Origin of the sequence: Kitasatospora sp. NPDC088134 (assembly GCF_044741705.1) — a bacterium.
In the GTDB taxonomy this organism is placed as follows: domain Bacteria; phylum Actinomycetota; class Actinomycetes; order Streptomycetales; family Streptomycetaceae; genus Kitasatospora.
This window is the reverse complement of record NZ_JBIUTD010000035.1, coordinates 52,140-74,605: the sequence shown is the minus strand read 5'-3', so window position 1 is coordinate 74,605 and position 22,466 is coordinate 52,140. Positions and strand designations below refer to the sequence as shown.

Below are 22,466 nucleotides of genomic sequence, written 5' to 3'. Positions count from 1 at the left end.
CAGGGGGGACCCTGTGGGAGAGTAGGACGCCGCCGAACAATTATTCAGGGAAGGGTCCCGGCCGAAAGGCCGGGGCCCTTTTCGCATTTCCGGGGGAGGGCCGGCAGTGCGAGGGGTGGTGCTAGGTCCACCTCAAAGAGGGGTGGCACGGCCAATGTGCTGGGCCGGGGGTCGGGGAGAGACTGGGAGCGTTCCAGGAATGGCGATCGACTCTCGGGGAGTACACCTTGGCGACGACGACGGGGTTCGACGGCAAGACCGTCAGGTTTGCCGTGGGTGACAGGCTGCGGTCGGTGCTGTCGGCGGCCGGCCGGGCCGTGTTGTTGGTGGCGGTGGCGGGCGCCGGCATCGGGCTGCCGTTCATGGCGGCGCTGTTCGCGGGGGCCGCGGTCTTCAAGTTGGGGTTCTCGGGGGCGCCGCTGCCGTACGTGGGGACGTTGGCAGTGCTGGCGGCCGCGGTGGCGACGGCGTACTGGTGGATGCGGTTCGGGGCGGAGCTGGCGCGGGGGCAGGTCGAGCGCTGGTACGGGGTCCGGCTGGTGGCGCGGTACTCGTCGAGGGGGGTGCTGGAGCAGGATTCCCGCGGGTACTGGTGGACGGGGCACTCGTACCACCGGGCGTACCCGGTCGCGCGGGCGGTGCAGTTCGTGCAGTGGGCGGTTCGGGACCGGCAGACCAGGCGGGAGGCGCTGTGGCTGGTGGTGAACCCGTTCGGGGCGGCGGTGCTGCTGGGGTCGCTGCTGGTGCTGCTGTTCGGCGGGCTGTGGGCGATGGGCATCTCGATGGTGCTGCTGCGCGAGTCGTACGGCGGCCTGGGCGAGTTGCTGACGTCGGGGGTGGCGGCGGTCGTGGGGGTCGGCATGGTGCTCGGCGCGCTGCTGGTGTTGCCGGCGGCGGTGCGGAAGCACGGGGAGTGGGCGTGCCGGGTGCTGGGGGAGGAGTCCCGGCAGAGCCGGGCGCAGCTGACCGAGCGGGTGGCGCAGCTGACGGAGACGCGGGCGGACGCGGTGGACGCGCAGGCGGCGGAGCTGCGGCGGATCGAGCGTGACCTGCACGACGGGGCGCAGGCCCGGCTGGTGGCGATCGGGCTGACGCTGGGGACGATCGAGCACCTGATGGCCAGCGATCAGGAGGCGGCGCGGGAGCTGCTGGCGGAGGCGCGGGAGTCGTCCGCGAAGGCGCTGCAGGAGCTGCGGGACTTGGTCCGGGGCATCCACCCGCCGGTGCTGGCGGAGCGCGGGCTGCCGGACGCGGTACGGGAGTTGGCGCTGACGGCGCCGGTGCAGACGGAGGTGACGGTGAGCCTGCCGGGGCGTCCGGAGGCGTCGTTGGAGACAGCGGTGTACTTCAGCGTGAGCGAACTGCTGGCGAACGTGGCCAAGCACGCGCGGGCCGGGAACGCCTGGGTGGACGTGCTGTACCGGGCGGGGCGGCTGCGGGTCGTGGTGACGGACGACGGGCACGGCGGTGCGCGGCTGGAGGGCGGTGGGGGGTTGCGCGGGATCGAGCGGCGATTGGGTACGTTCGACGGAGTGATCTCGCTCGACAGTCCCGTGGGCGGGCCGACCACCATCACGATGGAGCTGCCGTGCGCGTTGTCCTCGCCGAGGATCTCTACCTCCTTCGCCAAGGCCTGACGCGACTGTTGGAGGTGCACGGGTTCACCATCGCCGCCGCGGTGGAGACGGGGCCCGATCTGCTGGCGGCGCTGCTGTCGGAGCGGCCGGACGTCGCGGTGGTGGACGTCCGGCTGCCGCCGACGCTGACGGACGAGGGGCTGCAGGCGGCGCTGGCGGCGCGGCGGGAGATTCCGGGCCTGCCGGTCCTGGTGCTGTCGCAGCACGTCCAGCAGTTGTACGCGCGGGAGTTGCTGGCGGACGGGACGGGCGGGGTCGGGTACCTGCTGAAGGACCGGGTGTTCAACGCGGACCAGTTCGTGGACGCGGTGCGGCGGGTGGCGGCGGGTGGGACGGCGATGGACCCGGACGTGATCGGCCGGCTGTTGCAGCACAACGCGGGGTCGGCGCCGCTGCAGCGGTTGTCGCCGCGGGAGCGGGAGGTGCTGGGGCTGATGGCGGAGGGGTGTTCGAACTCGGCGATCGGCGCGCGGCTGACGATCAGTGACGGGGCGGTGGCCAAGCACATCGCCAACATCTTCACGAAGTTGGAGCTCTCCCCGACGGAGGACGGCAACCGCCGGGTGCTGGCGGTGCTGGCCCACCTGAACGCGGGGGCGGACCGGGCGGTGTCCGGCTGACGGCCCGGTGCCGGGCGGCGCCGGGCGGTGTCGGGCCGGGCGCGCACAGCGGCGTGGAACAGTGGTGTGGAAATGGTGTGGACCAGTGCGGGTGCGGCGCCGGTGCGGGCTGGCGCGGGCGGGGAACGCGCGTACGAGTAGTATCCGGTGGGCCGAGTCTGTCAACGGCGCACCGGCCTCGCGTCCGACGCGAAGCGTGCGCCCCGGGGCGGGGACGTGTACTCGGCGGCTACAGGTCGTATACGGCAGCTGCCGAGTCCCAGGGGTTGATCATCGAATGGCACGTCCTTCCCTTACCCGCGCGCACCGGGCTCTGCTGGGCGTGGTGGCCGTCGGCGCGTGCGTGATCTCCGGCATCGGTTTCGCGGGGTCCTACAACTCGGTGCGGGACCTGGCGATGGAGAAGGGCTTCGGCTCGTTCGCCTACGCGTTCCCGATAGGCGTCGACGCGGGCATCGTGGTGCTGCTGTCGCTGGACCTGGTGCTGACCTGGCTGCGCATCCCGTTCCCGCTGCTGCGGCAGACGGCCTGGCTGCTGACGGCGGCGACCATCGCGTTCAACGCGGCGGCGTCCTGGGGCGACGCACTGGGCATGGCGATGCACGCGGTGATCCCGGTGCTGTTCGTGGTGGTGGTCGAGGCGTCCCGGCACGCGGTGGGGCGGATCGCGGCGATCACCGCGGACCGGCACATGGAGTCGGTGCGGCTGATGCGCTGGGTGCTGTCGCCGGTGCCGACGTTCCGGCTGTGGCGCCGGATGAAGCTGTGGGAGCTGCGCTCCTACGACGAGACGGTGCGGCTGGAGCAGAACCGGCTGGTGTACCGGGCGCAGCTGCGGTTCCGCTACGGGCGGGGCTGGCGGCGGTCGGCGCCGTTCCAGGCGCTGCTGCCGCTGAAGCTGGCGAAGTACGGGGTGCCGCTGGACCCGACGATCCTGGACCGGATCGACGGCCCGCTGGCGCTGCAGGGCGGCCCGGCGGCCGGTGCGGAGCAGGCGGGGCCCGCGGTGCAGGCCGAGCCGGCCTCGGCGGCGGGGCAGGTGACGCGGGGTCAGGTCGAGGGCCGGGCGGCGGCGCTCGCGGGCCCGTCCGCCGGGGCGCCCGCGCAGGCGGCTGCGGCCGGACCGGCGGCCCCGGTCCCCGCCCCGTCCCCGGCGCAGGTCGCCGCCGCCGAGCAGCAGCCCGCGGTGCCGCCGGTCTCTGCGGCGGTGGCGGTGCCGACGCTGGCGAAGCTCGCCGCGGTGCGGCTGCGCGACCAGCAGGACCCGGCGGCGGCCCAGGCCGCGCCGGTGCAGGACCCGGCGGGGACGCTGAACGTGTGGACGGCGCGTCCGGTGCGCTCGCACGTGGCGCAGCCGGACCAGGTGCACACGGCGCGGGTGCCGGGGCAGGCGTCGCCGTGGTTCAAGGCGCCGCGTCCGGGCGGCGAGGAGGAGCCGGCCCGCCCGCAGTCGGGCTACCAGCCGCGGGCCGGGGCCTACGCCGAGCAGCCCGGGGCCGGCCGGCCGGAGGGCTTCGAAGCCTTCGAGGGCTACGAGGAGTTCGCGGGCGGGCCGGCGGCGGGCCCGGACTTCCCGGCGGAGTACCCGGCGGACGGCTCCCCGGCCGAGCCGTACCGGGAGGCCGGGCAGCAGGCGCCCCGTCCGGAGCGCGCGGCGGCGAACGGTCGGGGCCCGGCGCCGCGTCCGGAGCCGCGCCGGCAGCAGGCGGAGCCGATCCTGCGGCGGCCGATGCGCCTGGACGCGGGGCTGGAGGCCGACGCGCTGCCGTTCGAGGAGCCGGCGGAGGTCCCGGCGCGGCGGGCGTTCGTGGGGGCGGAGCCACTGGACGCGGACGAGTGCTTCGAGGCGCTGGTGTCCTACATGGAGGAGAACCAGCGGCACCCCGACGAGCGCCGTTTCGCGGAGTACCTGAGCCAGCGCGGGGTCCCGGGTTCGCGCCCGGACGGCGGGGTGGCGCTGAAGGACGTCGAGAAGATCTGGACGGACCTGCAGGAGCGGTACATGGAGTCCGGCCGGGGGGAGTGACCCGGTCCGCCCCGCAGGGCGGGTTTCGTAGCTGGTTACAGGGCGCGCGGTGGCCGTCCCCCGGTTTCTCCGGCGGGGCGGCCATTGACGCTTCCGCGGGGCCGCCACTACCTTCGTATCAACAATTTGTTGAAGAAGTGCGGTGAGTGGAGGAGCCCGGAATGTCGCAGCCCGCCCGGATCGGTGCCGCCCGGCAGGACGCCCCGTCCGCCGTCTCGTTCTCGGAGGACGCCAGGGCCGCGGTGGAGGCCCTGCTGGCCCCGGTGGACGCCGAATTGACGCACCGTTACCCGGGCGAGCCGGGCTCCCGGCAGCCGGTGCACACCGTGTACGTGCCGGCCGACGCGTTCGGCGCGGGCACGGTGCGCGAATGGGGCGCCCGGGCGCTGACGGTGTTCCAGGAGCACGCGGGGACGCCCGCCCGGCTGGCCGAGGCGCTCGGGGTGGCGGACGACGCGCTGCTGGCGGAGGTGCACGCCCGGGTGCGGGCCAAGCTGGAGCGCGAACCCGTCGAGGACCTGCGGATCGACTTCGAGGACGGTTACGGCCCGCGCCCCGACGCCGAGGAGGACGCCGCGGCGGTCCGGGTCGCCGGGCTGGTGGCCGACGCGGTCGCCGACGGCACCGCCCCGCCGTACGTCGGCATCCGGATCAAGTGCATGGAGGCGCCGGTCCGGGCCCGCGGCATCCGCACCCTGGAGCTGTTCCTCGGCACCCTGCTGGCCCGCGGCGGCCTGCCCGACGGGCTGCTGCTCACGCTGCCCAAGGTCACCCACGCCGCGCAGGTCACCGCGATGGTGCGGCTGTTGGAGGACTTCGAACGGCGGGCCGGGCTGCGCCCGGGGCGGCTCGGGTTCGAGATCCAGATCGAGACCACCCAGGCGATCCTCGGCCCGGACGGCCGGGCCACCGTCGCACTGATGATCGGCGCCGCCGAGGGCCGGGCCACCGGGCTGCACTACGGCACCTTCGACTACAGCGCCGCCTGCGGGGTCGCCGCCGCCCACCAGAGCATGGACCACCCGGTCGCCGACCACGCCAAGGCCGTCATGCAGGTCGCCGCGGCCGGCACCGGCGTCCGGCTCTCCGACGGCTCCACCAACGTGATCCCCACCGGCGGCGCCGAGCAGGTGCACGCCGCCTGGCGGCTGCACCACGGCCTGGTCCGCCGCTCACTGGCCCGCGCCTACTACCAGGGCTGGGACATGCACCCCGCCCACCTGCCCACCCGGTACGCCGCCGTGTACGCCTTCTACCGGGAGGGCCTGCCCGCCGCCTGCGCCCGGCTCGCCGCGTACGTGGCCAAGGCGGGCGGTGACGTGCTGGACGAGCCCGCCACCGCCCGGGCGCTCAGCGGCTACGTGCTGCGCGGCCTGGACTGCGGGGCCGTCGACCTCGCCGAGGTCACCGCGCTCACCGGCCTGGACCGGGCCGCCCTGGACGCCCTGGCCGGTCGCTGACCGGTCCACCGGAACCGCAGGGCAGAGGCGGCCGGGCCGGCCCGGCCGAGAGCCTAAGCTGGGGGTGCCCGAGCGGCACCCCAGCGAGCGACCCCGGAGAGCACCAGCACCATGGCGGAGCCGAGCCCCAAGCCGTACCTGACCGTCCGCGGGGCCGGCAGCCACGAACTGGAGATCAAGAAGTCCCGGTTCATCTGCCACCTGGCGCGGGTCACCGACGAGGAGGCGGCGCAGGCGTTCGTCGCGGCGATCCGCAAGCAGTACTGGGACGCCCGGCACAACTGCACGGCCTTCGTGGTGGGCGGGGAGCAGCCGCGCGAGCGCTCCAGCGACGACGGGGAGCCCGCCGGGACGGCCGGGGTGCCGATGCTGGAGGTGCTGCGGCGGCGCGGGGTGACCGACACCGTCGCGGTGGTGACCCGCTACTTCGGCGGGATCAAGCTCGGCGCGGGCGGGCTGGTCCGGGCCTACGGGGCGGCGGTGTCCGGTGCGCTGGACGAGATCGGCCTGCTGGAGCGGCGGCCGGTCGCGCTGCTGGCGGTGCTCGCCGACCACACCCGGGCCGGTCGGCTGGAGAACGACCTGCGGGCCGCCGGGCACGAGGTCGTCGGGCTGGAGTACCTGGCGGACGGGGTGCGGATCGAAGTGGGCGTCCCCGAGCCGGAGGCGGGGCGCTTCCACACCTGGCTGGCCGAGGCCACCGGCGGCTCCGCGACCGCGAGCCCCGCCGGCCGGACCTTCGTCGAGGTCGAGGTCTGAACCGTCCGCGGTCGGAGTGCGGGGACGGGGCGGCGGGGGCCGCCCGGACGGGGCGACTGACGTGCCGTCACGGGGGTAGCAGAGACGCGTCCGGCGACGTTCCCGTAGCCGCTCGATGACACTCGAAGGAAGGAATCGAGCCCGGATGCGGAACTTCCGCTCCAGGTCACTTCGTCTCATTGGGTGAGGAACAACGATTCGGCACGACTCCGGGAGGAGGAATCTCGCAGACCCCAGCACCGCACCACGGGAGGTTCCGCGCATGCCCACCGACCAAGCCCAGCCACCGTACCGGCTGACAGCCGCGACACCCCGCCCGCACCACGACACCGCCGCCCTCGTCGACCACCTGCTCGCCGCCTGGCTGAAGGCGGAGGGCCACGAGGAGCCAGCCGCCCGCGACGAGGACGCACCGCCCGAGCGACTACGACTCGGCGACCGGGTCCTGCTGGACCGCGACGACGGCCCACTGCCCGGACGCGGCACCGGGGCCCGCTACAGCCGCCGCAGACTGCGCACGCCCGCCCCGCACGGCACCGACCAACTGATCCTCACCCTCGCCTCCGACACCGCCGACGGCCCGACCCGGCTGCGGGTGGAGGCCGACCACCTGCCCGCCGGTCCCGCCGTGGCCGGCCACGGGCGGGTGCCCGTCCCCGAAGTCGTCCGCCGGCTGCTGCCGCTGCTGGACGCCGCCGAGGGCCCGGTGCCGCTGGGCACCGCCCCCACGGTGCTCGACCCCGCAGGACTGGACGCCCTGATCGACGAACTGTGCGACCCGGAGCGGCAGTTGCCCGTGGTGGTGGCCAGCGTCCCGCCCGCCGTCCCGATCGAGCAGTGGCAGCGCGAGGTCCTCGACCCGCTGCTGCGCCAACTCCCCGGCCAGGCCTCGCTGTACGTGCTCGGGCACGCCGCGCTGCCGCGGTTCAACCTGGCGCTGGAGTACCACAAGGTCTACGGCGGGGCGGTGCGCACCTTCCTGCCCGAGGTCGACCCGGCCTCCCGGGCCGACGCCGCCCGCCACCCCGTCCTGCCCCGGGCCCGGATCGACGAGAACCCGCGCCGCGCCGCCGCCCTGCTGGCCCGCGAACCGCGCCGGATCGCCGCCGAACTGCCGCTGCCCGCCCCGCTGGACGCGGTGCCCGAGCTCCGGCTGCCGCCCGGGGCGCGCCAGGCGCCCGCCGCGCCCCGGGCCGTGGTGGAGCGGCCGCCGGTCCGGCTGGAGCGCTGCCGGCTGCGGATCGAGCAGCCCCGCGCGCGCCGCGCCCGGTGCGGCCCCGGCCCGGCCAGCTTCGGCGAACTCGTGGACCGCTTCGGCGAGTTCCCGCTGCTGGAGTTCACCGGCGACGCCAAGGAGACGCTCGCGCTGGACGGCCAGAGCGACGCCGACGGCTGGGCCGGCCTCACCTGGGACGGCCTGACGGCGCTCCAGGAGTACGCGGCGGCCGCCGTCCGCGGCGAGGCCGGCGGCGACTTCAAGCAGTGGTGCGAGCACACGCCGCCCGGCTGCCACCGCTTCCCGCCGCGCAAGGCCGTCCGCGGTGAGTCCCGCACCGTCGCCAGCCACGGCAAGTGGAAGCGCCAGCGGATGCTGCCCGTCCCGCCCTTCGTCGACTCCTCCTGCCGCGCGTTCATGGGTGCCCACCTGCGGATCGGCGGCGGCGGCACCGCCCCCCGGGTGCACTACCTGGACGACTGCTCCGGCAGCGGCCGGATCTACGTCGGCTACATCGGGCTGCACCTCACCAACACCCGTACCAACTGACCGCACCCACCGACCGATCCGCCCCGACTGATCCGCCCCGTCCGGCCGGAGGGGCCGGTCCGGCACCGCCCGAGAGCGGCCCGGTCCGGCCCCTCCGGGCCTGATCGTGCGTCAACGCTCGGCCAAACCCCGAAGGTTGGCTGACCCGGCGGCCCGAACGGGGGACAATGCTGCTCGGGCCCCGCCACGGCGCCCCGCCCACGTGCGCCGGACGAGCAGGGGGAACGACCGCCGATGCAGCATCCAGCCGATGGCCCCGCCGACGGCACCACCACGGTGCTCCAGCCCGGCTTCCTCGCCACCCTCTTCCAGGAGCTCGGCGCCGACGAGGACGAGGACGCCCCCGAACGCCCTGAGCTCCCCGAGGATTCCCAGGACCCCCAGGGCTCCCAGGACCGCGACCGCCGGGCCGGGGCGGCCCGGGTTCCGGAGAACGCCCCCGCCGCTGCCCCCGGTGCCATTCCGCCGCGCCCCGTCGCCCCGCCCCGTCCCGTCGGAGCCCCGGCGCCGCCCACGGTCGTCCCGGCCCAGCCCGGCCCCGCCGACGGCCCCGCGGCCGGGTTCTCGACCGGCCCCGTGACCGGGCCTCCGGCCGGGCCGACGGCCGGCATCGAGGACGACCCGGTGGCCGCGCACGGCCGGGCCGCCGCGCTCGCGCACCACCGCACCCTCGCCGTGCACGCCGACCACGAGCGGTTCGCCGACCTGCTGCGCCGGGCCGCCCAGCCGGTCTCCGCGATGGACTTCGGGAGCCAGCAGCGCAGTTACCGCCCCAAGCCCTACCCGGACGCCGAGCAGGCCGGCGAACCCGAGCCCGCCTGGGCCGACTTCGCTCCCGCCGAACCCGCCGGCACCGACCCCGAGCAGCCCGCCTCGCGCCGCCTGCTCGACTCCGGCTACCAGCGCGAACTCGCCCAGGCCCGGCTGCGCCACCAGCGCGCGCTGCGCGAGTGGCGGACCAGGCAGGCCGAACTCGCCGATAGCGGCGCGATCGCCGCCCGGCAGGCCCACGAGGAGGCCGAACGGGCCCGGGAGCGGGCCGTCCGGGAGTACAACGACAGCCTGGAGGAGTGCCGCCGCGCCTACCTGCAGGCCGAGCCCGCCGCCGTCGAGTCGCTGCTGGAGCGGGCCCTGGCCGCCGCCGAGGGCGTCACCCGGGACCTGCCCGCCCCGTGCCGCGCGGTGTTCCGCCCGCTCACCCGGACCGCCGTCCTCGACCTCGACCTGCCGCCGCTGGACACCGTGCCCGCGCTGAGCGGCCACCGGCTGGCCGAGGACGGGGCGGTGCGGCCGGTGCCCCGTCCCGCCGCCGACGTCCGCACCGACTACCTGCGGCTCGCCGCCCGGCTCGCGCTGCGCGCCCTGCAGGCCGCCGACGCCGTCGACACCGAGGAGGTGCTGGCCGGGGTCGTCCTGAACGGCTGGCTGCGCACCCCCGGCCGGGCCCCGCAGTGCCTGCTCAGCGTCGATGCCGACCGGGACGCGCTGGCCCGCACCCGCCTGGTCCCCGACAGCGGCCACCTCGGCGGCGAGGGCGCCGACGGGGGCGTCTACGCGGAGGCCGAGCACGACGAGTCGCTGCTGCGGCTGCGCGCCCTGGCCGCCGTGATCACGCCCGACCCCTACGCGGGGGAGGCCGTCGTTCCCTGGGGCACCGCCTCGGCCGCCGTCCCCGCGCTCGGCGAGCTCTCGCCCGGCGAGTTCGCCCAGCTGGTCCGGGCCGTGCTGACGGCCGGCGGCCTGCGCGGCTGGAGCGTGCGGCTGCGCGGCCCCGCCGGCCTGGTCGCCACCGCCGAGGGCGAACCCGGCAGCGGACTGCCCGGCCGCTGGGTGGTGTGGGCCTCCCGGGGCCCCGCCCCCGTCGCCGCCGAGGAGATCGCCACCCTGGCCGAGGCGGTCCGCGAGGAGGACGCCGACCGCGGCCTGCGGATGACCTGCGGGCAGTTCGCCGACGAGGCCGTCGACCTGGCCGCCGACGAGCGCTACCGGCGCATCCACCTGATGGACGGGGCGGGCATCCGCGAACTCGCCCGCACCCACCTGGCGCTGCCGCTGGCGCTCTGACGGCCGCGCGGGCCCGAACGGCCGACCGGGGGCGCCGCCCCGCGCGCCGACGGCGCGGAACGTACCGGCGGGTTCGCCCGCCGTTCGGCCGTTCGGGCTGTCAGGCTGGGGGAGTGGAGAAACCAGTCCCCGGACACCGGCTCGGCCGGCGCACCGCCACCCGTCGGTCGGACGGCGCCCCGTCCCCGGAGCAGGACCGCGGGCAGGAGCGGGAGCGGGAGCGCGCGATGGCCGCGATGTACGCCGAGTGCGGCCTGCTGCGCGAACTCGCCGAGTCCTCCGGCGTCCGCCTCGACGACACCGTCGACTCGCTGACCGACCTCGACCAGCTGCTGCCCCGGTGGCGCGACGACCCGCAGGTCTCCCAGTGGCTCGGCACCGACGCCGGCCTCTACCTCGGCACGGTGATCCGCCACCAGGTCGACGGCGCGCACTGGGAGCTCGCCCGCGACGGCCGCCCCCTGATGGTGCTCCGCACCGGCTTCGAGCTCGACGTCACCGCGCTCGGCCGCGGCTGGGCCGAGCAGGGCTCGCCGCAGCTCGCCGCCGTCTACCTGGCGGCCTCCGACGGCTGACCGGCGCCCGCCCCGCGACGACACCGGCCGCGCTGACGGGGCGTCACCCCGACGGCCCGTCCGGGCGGCGGGGCGGCCGCGGGCCCCGCAGGGTGGTGGCAGGGCCCGGCACCGTCCGGCCCGGGCCGGACGACTGGGTGCCCGTGGGCAGCGGTCAGCGCAGCCGTCCGGCCCCTGCGCCCAGTCGGGGGAGGCCGAAACTGACCGCCGTCCTGGTCGCCGCCGGAGCCTTCCTGATGACCCTGCTCGGCGGCCTGGTCGCCCAGCGCACCGGGGACCGCCGCCACCTCGTGCTCGGCCTCGCCGCCGGGCTGATGCTCGGCGTGGTCGCCTTCGACCTGCTGCCGGAGTCGATCGAACAGGCCCCGCAGGAGCTGCACGGCGTTCCCCGGACGCTGCTGATGTTCGCCGCCGGGTTCCTCGGCATCCACGTGGTCGAGCGCGCCGTCGCCATCCACCGCGGCCACGAGGGCGAGTACGCCGCGCACAGCCACGGGCACCGGCACGCGCACGGCGGCGCCCGGCACCGGGAGCAGGGCGTCGGGCTGGCGGCGGCCTCCGCGCTGGTCCTGCACAGCGCGATGGACGGCTTCGCGATCGGCGCCGCGTTCCAGGCCGGGACGACCGTCGGCACCGCCGTCGCCATCGCGGTCGTCGCGCACGACTTCGCGGACGGCTTCAACACCTACACCCTGACCCGGCTGTACGGGAACAACCGGCGGCGGGCCCTGACCCTGCTGGTCGCCGACGCGTGCGCGCCCGTCGCCGGGGCCGCGGTCACCCTGCTGTTCACCATCCCCGGGCAGCTGCTCGGGCTCTACCTCGGGTTCTTCGCCGGCTTCCTGATGTACCTGGCGACCTCCGACATCCTGCCCGAGGCGCACAGCCCGCACCCGTCCAAGGGCACCCTGCTGTGCACCCTGCTCGGCGTCGCCTTCATGTGGCTGGTGGTCGGGCTGGCGCACGGCCACTGACCGGCCAGGGCGCCCGGCCGGGCGGCTCAGTCGGCCGACGGGGCGGCCCAGTGGCGGCGGAGCGCCGCCAGGGCGGCGGTGACGGCGGGGCGGCGGGAGGTACCGGTGCGCCACAGCGCGTACACCCGGCGGACCGGCTCCGGGTCGACGGGGCGGACGGCCACCCCGGGCGGGAGCGGGCCGCGGCCGAGCCGGGGGACCAGGCCCAGGCCGAGACCGGCGTCGATCAGCGCGATCTGGGTCTGGAACTCGCCGACCTGGTGGGCCACGTCCGGCTCCTCGCCGGTCTCCCGCATGGTGCGCAGCAGCCAGTCGTGGCAGATGTTGCCGGGCGGCACGCTGATCCAGCGCTGCCCGCGCAGCGCCGTCACCGGAACGGCGTCGAGCGCGGCCAGCGGGTGCCCGGCCGGCAGCAGCAGGTCGACCGGGTCGGTGCCGAGGTCCAGCCGGTCGACGCCGTCCTGCACCGGCAGCGGGACGGTCGCCCAGTCCTGCACCACCGCCAGGTCGACCTCGCCGCGGGCCACCAGCTCGGCCGCCGGATAGGGGTCGCTCTCCAGCAGGCGGACGTCCAACTCGGGGCACTCACGCACCAGTTCGGCCAGGGCGGCGGGCAGCAGGCCGCGCGCCGCGGTGGGGAAGGCGGCCAGCAGCAGCCGCCCCGTGGCGCGGCCGCGCTGCTCCTCCAGCGTCACCTCGGCCTGCTCGACCAGGGCCAGCACCCGGCGCGCGGTGTCGGCGAGCCGGACGGCCGCGTCGGTGAGCTGCACGCCCCGTCCCTGCCGCTCCAGCAGGACGGTGCGGGTCTCCCGCTCCAGCTTGGCGATCTGTTGCGAGACCGCGGACGGGGTGAAGCCGAGGGCCGCGGCGGCCCCGCCGACCGAGCCGTGCACGGCGACCGCGTGCAGGGCGCGCAGGCGTCCCAGATCCATCATGCAGCCATGCTAAACAGTGGGGTTGAGAAATCGTCGCTGGTGCTGAACATTCCGGCCGGGAGATGCTCTTCGCATGCCCCCTGCCACCGCCGCGAGCACCGCCGTCACGCCCACCGCCGCCTCCGCCATGACGCCCCGTCACGTCGCGCTGGCCGTCCTGATCGCCGCCGTCTGGGGCCTGAACTTCGTCCTGATCGAGGTCGGGCTGCACGACTTCCCGCCGCTGCTGTTCTGCGCGCTGCGGTTCACCGTGGTGGCGGTGCCCGCGGTGTTCCTGGTCGGGCCGCCCCGGGTGGCGTGGCGGTGGGTGCTGGGGGTCGGACTGGCGCTCGGCGTGGTCAAGTTCGGGCTGCTGTTCCTGGGCATGCACGCCGGGATGCCGGCCGGGCTGTCCTCGCTGGTGCTGCAGGGGCAGGCCGGGTTCACCGCGCTGTTCGCGGCGGTCCTGCTGGGCGAGCGGCCGGACCGGCTGCGCACCGTCGGGCTGGCGATCGCCTTCGCGGGCATCGCACTGGCCGCCGTCGACCGCGGGGTGCACGGCCCCGTCGGCGCGTTCGCGCTGCTGATCGGCGCCGCGGTGGCCTGGGGCCTGGCCAACGTGCTGACCCGCAAGGCCGCCCCGCCGGACGCGCTGCGCTGGATGGTGTGGGTCTCCGCCGTGCCGCCACTGCCACTGCTCGGCCTGTCGCTGCTGGTCGAGGGCCCGGGCGCGGACTGGGCGGCGCTGCGCGCGATCAGCTGGTCCGGCGTCGGCGTGGTGCTGTACGTCGGCCTGGTCTCCACGCTGTTCGCCTTCGTCGCCTGGAGCCACCTGCTGCGCCGCTACGACGCCTCGGTGGTGGCCCCGTACTCGCTGCTGGTGCCGGTGTTCGGGATGTCCTCGGCGGCGCTGCTGCTCGGCGAGCGGTTCAGCGCCCTGGCGGGCGCGGCGACCGCGCTGGTGATCGCCGGGATCGGCCTGGGGGCGGTGCCCGCTACGGCCTGGGCGCGGCTTCGTACGCCTCTTCGGCCTGCCGCAGCGCCCGCAGCAGGGCGTCCTGCTCGGGAGGGCTGACCGGGCCGAAGTACTCCTGGGCGACCTCGTGCCGGACCCGGGAGATCCGCTCCAGTGCCCCGTGCCCGGCCTCGGTGACCACCAGGCGCACCGCCCGGCGGTCCGCCGGGTCGGGGGTGCGGGCGACCAGGCCGGCCTCCTCCAGGGCGTCGACCACGGTGGTCGCGGAGCGCGGGGCGATCCGCAGCCGCTCGGCCAGCTCGCTCAGCCGCATCGTCTCGGGGCCCTCGCAGCCGGGCGCGTGGGCGAGCGTGCGCAGCGCCCTGGCCTGGGCCGGGGTGATGCCGTACGGCTCCAGCCGCTGCATCGTCCGCCGGCGGATGCGCTTCATCGCCCGGGTGAGGGCGTCCGCGAGTTCCGCGGCGGTGTCGGCGGGGCCGGGGGAGGTCATGGGCACAGGGTAGCGGCCGGGCGCCGGAGGGTACGGAGGGTGATCGATCTCGCCTCCATAACATGTTGAGCTTGGCTCAGTAATCGAGTAGCTTAGGCAAACCTAAGTCACTGCTGCCCGCCGTCGGCCCCGTCCGGGGCACCGGCGGGGTGCCACCCGAGGAGTACGTCATGGCCCGCTCCACCGCACGTGTCACCACCGACCGCCCCGCCCGCTACGCCAAGCAGCTCGCCGCCCACATGGGCCGCAAGGTCCCCGCCGAGTGGTCCGAGGAGACCGGCCGCGGCTCGCTGGTCTTCGGCGCCGGCCGGGCCGAGCTCACCGCCGAGGAGGGCGCGCTGCTGCTCGCCGTCGAGGGCGCCGAGGAGAGCCTGGACCAGCTGGAGGACGTGGTTGGCCGCCACCTGGTCCGCTTCGGCACCCGCGACGAACTGGTCGTCGCCTGGCAGCGCGAGAACGGCGGGGCGGGCACCGTCCAGCGCCTCACCGGCGAGGAGGGCTGACCGGGCCCGCGTGCCCCGCGGGTCAGCTCTGCCGCAGCGGGGGCATCGGCACCGGCGCCGCGAACGCCGTGGCGCCCGCGCCGACCCCGCCCTCGCAGCCGTTCGGCGGCGCGGTGGTCACGCCCCGGGTGGAGGGCTTCTCGGCCGCCCAGAACATGAAGCCGAGCAGCCCCGCGCTGGTGCCCGCGCCGTTCGGCGCGGCGCTCTGCAGCCACCCCGCGGTGGCCTTCTGCACGGAGTTGGCGAAGTCGGTGCACTCCGGCCGGACCCGCGAGCCCTCCGCGATGTACAGCCCGGCGGTGAACTTGGCCGGCGCCAGCGGCGGGATCGCGGGGCTGTAGCCGGGCTTGCCGTCCAGGTGCTCCTGCCAGTTCGAGACGGCGGTGGCGGCGCTCGGCTGCTTGCTCGGCACCATCGCGTTCGCGTAGTCCAGCACCGGGGCGGTGGTGGACAGCCAGTTCGCGGTGGCGTACTGGTCGATGCCGATCAGCCAGCGGTCGCCCGCCGCGACGTCGATGGTCAGGCGGGCGGCCGGGTCGGCGCCGGTGGCGTCGTACGGGTGGGCCGCCCGGTAGGCGTCCACGAAGGACTGCAGGCCCGTGAGGTTCGGGTTGTTGGCGTTCTCGTAGTCGATCTCGATGCCGACGCCCAGCTTGCTCGCCAGCGCCGCCGCCCGCTGCCCCAGCAGGGCGCCGTTCCGGGCCAGCGCCGTGTCCCAGTCGCCGGTGTAGGTGATGCCGCCGATGGAGAGCATCACCCGGATGCCGTGCGCCGTGAAGTAGTCCACCACCTGCTGGTTCATGCCCACCGGCACCCCGGCCGCGTTCCCGGCGTCGGTGGTGCCGTCCAGCAGCCGCAGCGGATTGACGAAGCTCAGCACCACCACGTTGACCGACGGCCGGCCGTCGCCGCGGTCGACCAGCCAGTGGTTGGCGGCGTCGAAGTCCGCCATGCTCCGCACCCGCGCCCAGGTGCAGGCGTCGTCGCTGCAGTGCCAGGCGCCGTAGACCTGCATCGGTGTGGCGGCGGCCGCGGCGCCCTGCGCGGGCAGCGCCGTCACCGCCGCGACGAGCAGGGCGGCCGCGGCCGCGGAACGGATCACGGGCATGACGGGGGAACGCACGGGAGCCTCCCGGGAATCGCCTGCTGAGGGTGAGGGGTGGGGAACAGGGTGCGCGCGGTCCGGGAAGGCGTCAACGCTCCGTACCGAACCTGTCCTCGACCGGTCATCGGGCGGACGGGGCGTCGACTCCTTGATCGGACGGGCCGGGCGGGGCGGGCGGGGCGCTCCGGGGCCCGGCCGCCGGGTCGGGCAGCAGGCGGGGGAGCAGGGCGCGCAGCGCGAGCAGCAGCAGGCCCGCCAGGCACCAGCTGGCCAGCACGTCCAGCAGCCAGTGGAAGTCGCTCCACACCAGCCCGGCGCCCACGCCCAGGCAGACCCCCGCGGCCGTCCACCGCACCGCGGGGCCGAACCGCTCCGGCAGCACCCGGGCCAGCAGCAGCGCCGCCGTCCCGTACGCGATCGAGGAGGTCGCGGTGTGGCCCGACGGGTACCAGCCCCACTGGTCCGCGGTCAGCGGCACCCCGAACGGGCCCGGCCGGGCGAACCAGGCCTTCGCCGGGACCACCAGCAGCGGGATCAGCACCGCCGCCAGCACCGCCACCGGCACGGGCGTCCACCAGCGCGGCCGCCCGTCCCGCCGGGCCAGCCAGGCCGCGCACCCCGCGCCCGCCAGCAGCACCGGCACGGCCGGCACCCCGCCGCCCAGGTCGGACAGCGCCACGCCCAGGTGGTTCAGCAGCGTCGAGTGCAGCGCCCGGCGGACCTGCCGGACCGCGTCGCGCACCGCCGGGTCGACCTCCAGCAGCGGCCCGTCCACCGCGACCTGCCAGGAGATCAGCACCAGCAGCGCACCCAGCGCCAGTGCCAGCGGCCGGGCCGGGACGGAAGAAGCCGGAACGGAAAAAGTCGGCCGCCCCGGAGCAGGGGGGAGAGCTCCGGGGCGGCCAAGGCGATCGCCGCGCCGTGCGGCCCGGGGGGTGTGGGCGGGACGGCCGGTCGATCGGTCCGGGTCGTCCGCCTCGACGGCGGACGGAGGAGTGGGCAGTGGTTGCGGTTCGCTGTCCATCCGTGACGACAGTACGTCAACGCCGGGGCCCGTGACGGGGGACCCGCCATCATGCACAGCATCTTCACCACCGGCGGCGCAACCTCCACCAGCGGTCCGGCGTCCGCACGTGCAGACGCCGGGTGCCGTGCCGCAACACGCCCTGACGGGGCGCCGGGTGACGGACCGTCAGACGGTCGCGAAGGCCGACTCCAGGATGTCCAGGCCCTCGACCAGCAGGTGCTCCGGCATCACCAGCGGCGGCAGGAAGCGCAGCACGTTGCCATAGGTGCCGGCGGTCAGCACCACCAGGCCCTCGGCGTGGCAGGCCTTGGCGATCGCCGCGGTCACCTCCGGGTTCGGCTCCTTGCCGCCCGGCTTGACCAGCTCCACCGCGACCATCGCGCCGCGGCCGCGGACCTCGCCGATCACCTCGTACTTCTCCTGCAGCTCGCGCAGGCGGCCCAGCATGACCTCGCCGATCCGCTGCGCCTTGCCGTTCAGGTCCTCGGACTTCATGGTCTCGATCGCGCCCAGCGCGGCCGCGCAGGCCACCGGGTTGCCGCCGTAGGTGCCGCCCAGACCGCCCGCGTGCGCGGCGTCCATGATCTCGGCCCGGCCGGTCACCGCCGCCAGCGGCAGACCGCCGGCGATGCCCTTCGCGGTGGTGATCAGGTCCGGGACGATGCCCTCGTCGTCGCAGGCGAACCACTGGCCGGTCCGGCAGAAGCCGGTCTGGATCTCGTCCGCCACGAACACGATGCCGTTCGCCTTGGCGAACTCGACGATCGCGGGCAGGAAGCCCTTGGCCGGCTCGATGAAGCCGCCCTCGCCCTGGATCGGCTCGATGATGATCGCCGCGACGTTCTCCGCGCCGATCTGCTTGGTGATGACGTCGATCGCCTGCGCGGCCGCCTCGGCGGCGCAGTTCTCCGCGCCGGTCAGCCAGCGGTACGGGTAGGCCACCGGCACCCGGTAGATCTCCGGCGCGAACGGGCCGAAGCCGTGCTTGTACGGCATGTTCTTCGCGGTCAGGCCCATGGTCAGGTTGGTGCGGCCGTGGTAGCCGTGGTCGAACACCACCACGGCGGTCCGCTTGGTGTAGGCGCGGGCGATCTTCACCGCGTTCTCCACCGCCTCGGCGCCCGAGTTGAACAGCGCGGTGCGCTTGTCGTGGTCGCCCGGGGTCAGCTCGTTCAGCTGCTCCGCCACCGTCACGTAGCCCTCGTACGGGGTCACCATGAAACAGGTGTGCGTGAACGCGGCCAACTGCTCCGTCGCCTTCGCCACCACGGCCGCGGCGCTGTTGCCCACGTTCGTCACGGCGATGCCCGAGCCGAAGTCGATCAGGCTGTTGCCGTCCACGTCCTCCAGCACGCCGCCGCCGGCCCGCGAGACGTACACCGGCAGCGTGGTGCCCACGCCCGCGGCCACCGCGCCGAGCTTGCGGGACTGCAGCTCCTGCGACTTCGGGCCGGGGATCGCGGTGACCAGACGGCGCTCCTGCGGGAGCGGAGTAGCAGCGCTCATGTCTTCTCCAAGTTCTTGACGCGGTACCCGCAGGCTACGGCCGCCCGCTCCGGCCGGGCATGCGCCACTCGGTCCTGCTGGGCCGTCCGAATTGTCCTGCGCGGCCAGTGGCCGAAGATCGGCTGAGGCGCCCCGCGCTCCACTAGATTGACCTCGGGTGTGTCGGTGGGACGGCGATGCGGGTATGGCACCGCCGGCAACGTAGGAGGGGCCCCAAGTGGAACTGAACGACGCGCGTACCCGGCACGCCCGACCCCATCTCCCCCCGCCCCGTCCCCCCTTCCACCTCCCCACCTGGGCCACCGCCCCCCGCCCCGACGCCCCGCCCGGCGTCTACCGGCAGCACCACACCCCGTACGACCCCAGGAAGGCCGAGGACGCCGAGACCCCGGCGGGGCCGCTGCTGCTGCGGGCGGTGCTGAACCTGGCGGTCGGGCTCTTCGTGTACCTGGAGGGCGTCTCCCTGCTGCAGGGGCTGCTCAGCACCCTCGGACTCACCGTCACCAGCTCCTTCGCCGTCTCGCTGCTGATCGCGGCGGCCGTGAACGTCGCGGTGCTCGCCCTGGTGCTGATGGTCTTCGGCCGGATGGGCCGCTGGGGCGAGGTGTGGCGCCGCTGGATCGCCCCCGTCCTGTCCCGGACCGTCACCGAGGTGCCGCCCGAGCCCGAGGCGGCGCCGGTGGTCGACATCTGGGCGGAGCTGCGGCCCGCCGGGGAGGCGGTGCGGCGGCTGGAGGGCGGCGAGCCGGTCGGCGACGTGGACTACGTGCGGCTGCACCAGGCGTGGCGGACGGTGGGCGCGGACCCGGCGGCGTGGCGGGAGTTCGCGGCCCAGCTGGCCGCCCGCGGCCCGGCGGCCTGCGCGCACCCGTCCGAGCAGCGCGACCTGCCCGGCGGCCGGGTAGCGCGGCACGACCTGATGGTGCGCCAGGTGCGGCTGGGGACGGCGCAGGACGTGCTGAAGAACCCGGTGACGCACCGGAACGCCGGCTTCGCGCTGGACCCCCGGGTACTGGGCACCTCGCTGCTGGCGGTCGGCCCGGCGGGCACCGGCAAGACCGCCGCGCTGGCCCGCCCGGTCGCGGAGGCGCTCTGCCTGCAGGCGCTGGCGGGCGCGGCCTGCGCGGTGGTGGTGGGTGCGGCCGACGCCGACCTGGGGCCGGACGACTGGTACGACGTGGTGATTGCCCCCGGCGACCCGTCCGCCCCGTACGGGCTGGACCTGTACGGGGCGGCGCCGAACCCGGACGAGGCGGCGGCCCGGCTGGCGGACGCGCTGCTGCCGGACGAGCTGGCGCCGCGGGCGGAGAGCGCCCGGACCGCGATGCAGCAGGTGGTCGGTCCGTACCGGGCCGGGTACGGCCGCTACCCGGGGGTGCGCGCGCTGCGGGCGCTGCTGGCGGGCGACCGGGACGGCTGGGCGGAGCTCGCCGAGCGCCTGCAGAAGGCCGGGCGGCGGGCCGAGTTCGAGGCGGACGTCCAGCAGCGGGAGCGGATGCACGGCCGGGCCGACGACCCGGGCGCGCTGCTCGCCGACCGGCTGGCGCTGCTGGACCGGCCCGCGCTGGCCGCCGGGTTCTCCGGCGGCCCGGACGCCAAGCCGGCGTTCGCCATGCGCGCGCTGGAGCACCCGCTGCGGGTGCGGGTGAAGCTGCCCGAGCGCAGCCACCCGGAGGCCGCCCGGATGCTGTCGCGGCTGCTGCTCGGCCAGTTCGTCCAGGCCGCGGCCGACCGTACGGACCGGGAGCTGTTCGCCGGCCTGGTGCTGGACGACGCGACGGCGGCGGTGGACGCGCAGGCGATCCGCGGCATCCAGCGGCTGCGCGGCGCCAACGCGGGCGCGGTGCTGCTGCTGCGCACGCTGGCCGACCTGCCGGAGGCGCTGCGGGCCCCGCTGTTCGGCGCGGTCGGCAACCGGATGGCGTTCCCCGGCATCGCGCCCTGGGACGGCAAGCTGTTCTCCGAGGCCTGGGGCACCCACCTGGTCCGGGAGACCGCGGTCACGCACACCCCGGACACCTCGGGCGGAGTGGTCCGCCGGACCGGCCGGCTGCTGCGCAAGGCCCTGTCGGGGACGACCGCGCAGACCGAGTCGGTCACCACCCGGGACGTCGAGCGGCACCGCTGGTCGCCCTCGGACCTGGCGCACGCCCTGCCGTCCGGCCACGCGGTGGTCTCGCTGACCTCCGTCACCGGCGAGCAGGTGCCGCCGCTGCTGGTCGACCTGAGGCACTGAGGCGCGGAGGCACTGGGGCCGCGGAAGCCGCGGAGGATCAGCATTGGGTCACGGAAGCTACGGACCGGCGGATTTCGGTGCTCCGGCTTGTCCGGAGCGTCCATAATGGGGGGAGAACCCTCACTCGCCCGGTCGCAACGGCGCGTCCAGGTCGAACCACCGAAGGTGCCATGCCCCCCACTCTCGCCTCCGTCGTCCGCACCACCGCGCTGCACCTGACGGTCCTGGCCGGCGCGGACCACCTGGAACGGCCCGTCCGCTGGGTGCACACCAGCGAACTGGACGACCCCACGCCCTTCCTGGAGGGCGGCGAGCTGCTGCTGACCACCGGCATCAAGCTCGACAGCGGCGCCGAGGCGCTGCAGGCGTACGTGCACCGGCTGGCCGACGCCGGCGTGGTCGGCCTCGGGCTCGGCGTCGGCCTCTCGCACAGCGAGGTGCCGCAGGCGCTGGTGGACGCCGCCGCGCAGCGCGGCCTGCCGCTGCTCCGGGTCCCGGAGGCGACGCCGTTCATCGCCATCTCCAAGGCGGTCTCGGCCGCCCTGGCCGCCGAGCAGTACGAGGCCGTCACCACCAGCTTCGAGGCGCAGGAGGAGCTGACCCGGGCCGCGCTCGGCAAGGACGGCACCACCGCGATCGTCCGCCGGCTGGCCGCCCGGCTGGGCGGCTGGGCCGCGCTGTACGACGGCTCCGGCGCGCTCTCCGCCGTCGCCCCGGACTGGGCCGCCCGCCGGGCCGGCCGGCTGGCCGCCGAGGTCGACCGGCTGCGCCGCCGCCCCGCCCCGTCCAGCGCCGCCCTGCAGGGCCGGGCCGGGACCATCGACACCGCCGACGAGGACTACGTCGTCGTGCAGTCGCTGGGCGCGGACCGGCGCCCGCGCGGCTTCCTGGCGGTCGGCACCGAGGACCGGATCACCCCGACCGAGCGGTACGTGCTGAACGCCGCCGTGGCGCTGCTGACGCTGACCCTGGAGCGCTCCCGCGAGCTGCGGCAGGCCGAGGAGAAGATGGGCGCGGCGCTGCTGCGGATGGTGCTGGCCGGCGAGGTCGGCACCGCCCGGCAGGTCGCGGCCGGCCTGTTCGGCGGGCTGCCCGAGGGCACCGTCCGGGTGCTGGTGGCGGCCGCCGCGCCGGGCCCGGAGGCCGCCGAGGCGCTCGGCGAGCTGGGCGACCGGGCCGAGAACGCCGGCGGCAAGGTCGGCGAGAAGCTGCTGGCGGCCCGCGAGGACGGCCCGCACGGGCCGCGCCTGCTGGTGCTGGCGCTGGACAACGGCTCGGTGCACCGGGCCTGCCTGGGCGCCGTCGAGGAGCACGAGGGCCTGGCGCTGGGCGTCTCCGCCCCCGCCGCGCTGGAGGACGCCGGCACCGCGCACGCCCAGGCCGAGCGGGCCCTCGCGGTCGCCCAGCGGGGCGGCCGGCGTACCGTCGACCACGAGGAGGTCGGCGCGGGCTCGCTGCTGCCGCTGCTCGGCGAGGAGGCCGTCACGGCCTTCGCCGAGGGCCTGCTGCGCCCGCTGCGCGAGCACGACCGCACCGCGCGCGGCGACCTGGTCGCCTCGCTGCGGGCCTGGCTGTCCCGGCACGGCCAGTGGGACGCCGCCGCGGCCGACCTGGGCGTGCACCGGCACACGCTGCGCTACCGGATGCGCCGGGTGGAGGAACTGCTGGGCCGCTCGCTGGACGACACCGACGTCCGGATGGAGCTGTGGCTGGCGCTCCGTTCCGGCGAGGAGTAGGCCCGGCGTGTCCGCGGCGTACTAATCGGACCCCCGGTTTCGTCCCGTCCGTCCAATCGGGAACGGCCCCGTTCCGCCCTACCGTGAAGGCGA

General features: G+C 75.7%; 18 protein-coding genes. 13 read left to right on the top strand and 5 right to left on the bottom strand.

Annotated elements, in window-relative coordinates:
* Window positions 1-227: 227 nt before the first annotated feature.
* The 9 genes from ACIOHG_RS34460 to ACIOHG_RS34420 all read left to right on the top strand — a co-directional run bounded on the left by ACIOHG_RS34460 (window position 228) and on the right by ACIOHG_RS34420 (window position 11,880).
* The gene (locus tag ACIOHG_RS34460) at window positions 228-1,637 is read left to right on the top strand and encodes a sensor histidine kinase (RefSeq protein ID WP_400956671.1); all 1,410 of its coding nucleotides are present in this window, start codon (window positions 228-230) and stop codon (window positions 1,635-1,637) included.
* Entirely contained in the window at window positions 1,589-2,257 is a 669-nt protein-coding gene (locus tag ACIOHG_RS34455; protein ID WP_400956669.1) for a LuxR C-terminal-related transcriptional regulator, read from the top strand. Before ACIOHG_RS34460 ends, ACIOHG_RS34455 begins: the two co-directional genes overlap by 49 nt.
* 277 nt (window positions 2,258-2,534) lie before the next feature.
* Window positions 2,535-4,283, top strand: coding sequence for a DUF2637 domain-containing protein (locus tag ACIOHG_RS34450; RefSeq protein WP_400956667.1), 1,749 nt, complete (start codon window positions 2,535-2,537; stop codon window positions 4,281-4,283).
* Between the two features lie 161 nt (window positions 4,284-4,444).
* On the top strand, window positions 4,445-5,743 hold the full coding sequence (locus ACIOHG_RS34445) for a DUF6986 family protein (RefSeq protein WP_400956665.1): 1,299 nt from the start codon (window positions 4,445-4,447) through the stop codon (window positions 5,741-5,743).
* Window positions 5,744-5,854: 111 nt separating this feature from the next.
* Window positions 5,855-6,502, top strand: a complete 648-nt coding sequence (locus tag ACIOHG_RS34440) for a YigZ family protein (protein ID WP_400956662.1) — start codon at window positions 5,855-5,857, stop codon at window positions 6,500-6,502.
* Window positions 6,503-6,764: 262 nt separating this feature from the next.
* Entirely contained in the window at window positions 6,765-8,267 is a 1,503-nt protein-coding gene (locus ACIOHG_RS34435) for a hypothetical protein (RefSeq protein ID WP_400956660.1), read from the top strand.
* Window positions 8,268-8,501: 234 nt separating this feature from the next.
* A complete protein-coding gene (locus ACIOHG_RS34430) occupies window positions 8,502-10,331 on the top strand; it encodes a restriction endonuclease (RefSeq protein WP_400956658.1) in 1,830 nt (609 codons plus the stop codon).
* A gap of 113 nt (window positions 10,332-10,444) precedes the next feature.
* Window positions 10,445-10,906 carry a DUF6278 family protein gene (locus ACIOHG_RS34425; RefSeq protein ID WP_400956655.1) on the top strand — a complete coding sequence of 154 codons (462 nt, stop codon included), beginning with the start codon at window positions 10,445-10,447 and terminating at the stop codon, window positions 10,904-10,906.
* Between the two features lie 236 nt (window positions 10,907-11,142).
* Window positions 11,143-11,880, top strand: coding sequence for a ZIP family metal transporter (locus tag ACIOHG_RS34420; RefSeq protein WP_400956653.1), 738 nt, complete (start codon window positions 11,143-11,145; stop codon window positions 11,878-11,880).
* Window positions 11,881-11,906: 26 nt separating this feature from the next.
* Here the strand turns inward: ACIOHG_RS34420 and ACIOHG_RS34415 are convergent, their stop codons facing one another.
* Complete coding sequence (locus tag ACIOHG_RS34415; RefSeq protein WP_400956650.1) at window positions 11,907-12,815, bottom strand: LysR family transcriptional regulator; 909 nt, start codon at window positions 12,813-12,815, stop codon at window positions 11,907-11,909.
* A gap of 127 nt (window positions 12,816-12,942) precedes the next feature.
* Between ACIOHG_RS34415 and ACIOHG_RS34410 the strand changes: the two genes are divergently transcribed.
* Complete coding sequence (locus ACIOHG_RS34410) at window positions 12,943-13,869, top strand: EamA family transporter (protein WP_400956680.1); 927 nt, start codon at window positions 12,943-12,945, stop codon at window positions 13,867-13,869.
* Here the strand turns inward: ACIOHG_RS34410 and ACIOHG_RS34405 are convergent.
* Window positions 13,790-14,260: a MarR family winged helix-turn-helix transcriptional regulator gene (locus tag ACIOHG_RS34405; RefSeq protein ID WP_400956648.1), complete on the bottom strand. Its 471-nt coding sequence runs from the start codon at window positions 14,258-14,260 to the stop codon at window positions 13,790-13,792. The genes ACIOHG_RS34410 and ACIOHG_RS34405 overlap by 80 nt on opposite strands.
* A gap of 170 nt (window positions 14,261-14,430) precedes the next feature.
* Between ACIOHG_RS34405 and ACIOHG_RS34400 the strand changes: the two genes are divergently transcribed.
* Entirely contained in the window at window positions 14,431-14,763 is a 333-nt protein-coding gene (locus ACIOHG_RS34400) for a DUF2218 domain-containing protein (RefSeq protein WP_400956645.1), read from the top strand.
* A gap of 22 nt (window positions 14,764-14,785) precedes the next feature.
* On the opposite strand, the gene ACIOHG_RS34395 is transcribed toward ACIOHG_RS34400, so the two are convergent.
* The 3 genes from ACIOHG_RS34395 to gabT all read right to left on the bottom strand — a co-directional run bounded on the left by ACIOHG_RS34395 (window position 14,786) and on the right by gabT (window position 18,401).
* On the bottom strand, window positions 14,786-15,886 hold the full coding sequence (locus ACIOHG_RS34395) for a hypothetical protein (protein ID WP_400956642.1): 1,101 nt from the start codon (window positions 15,884-15,886) through the stop codon (window positions 14,786-14,788).
* 103 nt (window positions 15,887-15,989) lie between these two features.
* Window positions 15,990-16,667: a phosphatase PAP2 family protein gene (locus ACIOHG_RS34390; RefSeq protein ID WP_400956639.1), complete on the bottom strand. Its 678-nt coding sequence runs from the start codon at window positions 16,665-16,667 to the stop codon at window positions 15,990-15,992.
* 393 nt (window positions 16,668-17,060) lie between these two features.
* The gene (gene gabT, locus ACIOHG_RS34385; RefSeq protein WP_400956637.1) at window positions 17,061-18,401 is read right to left on the bottom strand and encodes a 4-aminobutyrate--2-oxoglutarate transaminase; all 1,341 of its coding nucleotides are present in this window, start codon (window positions 18,399-18,401) and stop codon (window positions 17,061-17,063) included.
* A gap of 217 nt (window positions 18,402-18,618) precedes the next feature.
* Between gabT and ACIOHG_RS34380 the strand changes: the two genes are divergently transcribed.
* Together ACIOHG_RS34380 and ACIOHG_RS34375 are read left to right on the top strand one after the other, a co-directional pair.
* Window positions 18,619-20,637: an ATP-binding protein gene (locus ACIOHG_RS34380; RefSeq protein ID WP_400956634.1), complete on the top strand. Its 2,019-nt coding sequence runs from the start codon at window positions 18,619-18,621 to the stop codon at window positions 20,635-20,637.
* A gap of 170 nt (window positions 20,638-20,807) precedes the next feature.
* Window positions 20,808-22,373, top strand: a complete 1,566-nt coding sequence (locus ACIOHG_RS34375) for a PucR family transcriptional regulator (RefSeq protein WP_400956632.1) — start codon at window positions 20,808-20,810, stop codon at window positions 22,371-22,373.
* The last annotated feature ends 93 nt before the right edge of the window (window positions 22,374-22,466 follow it).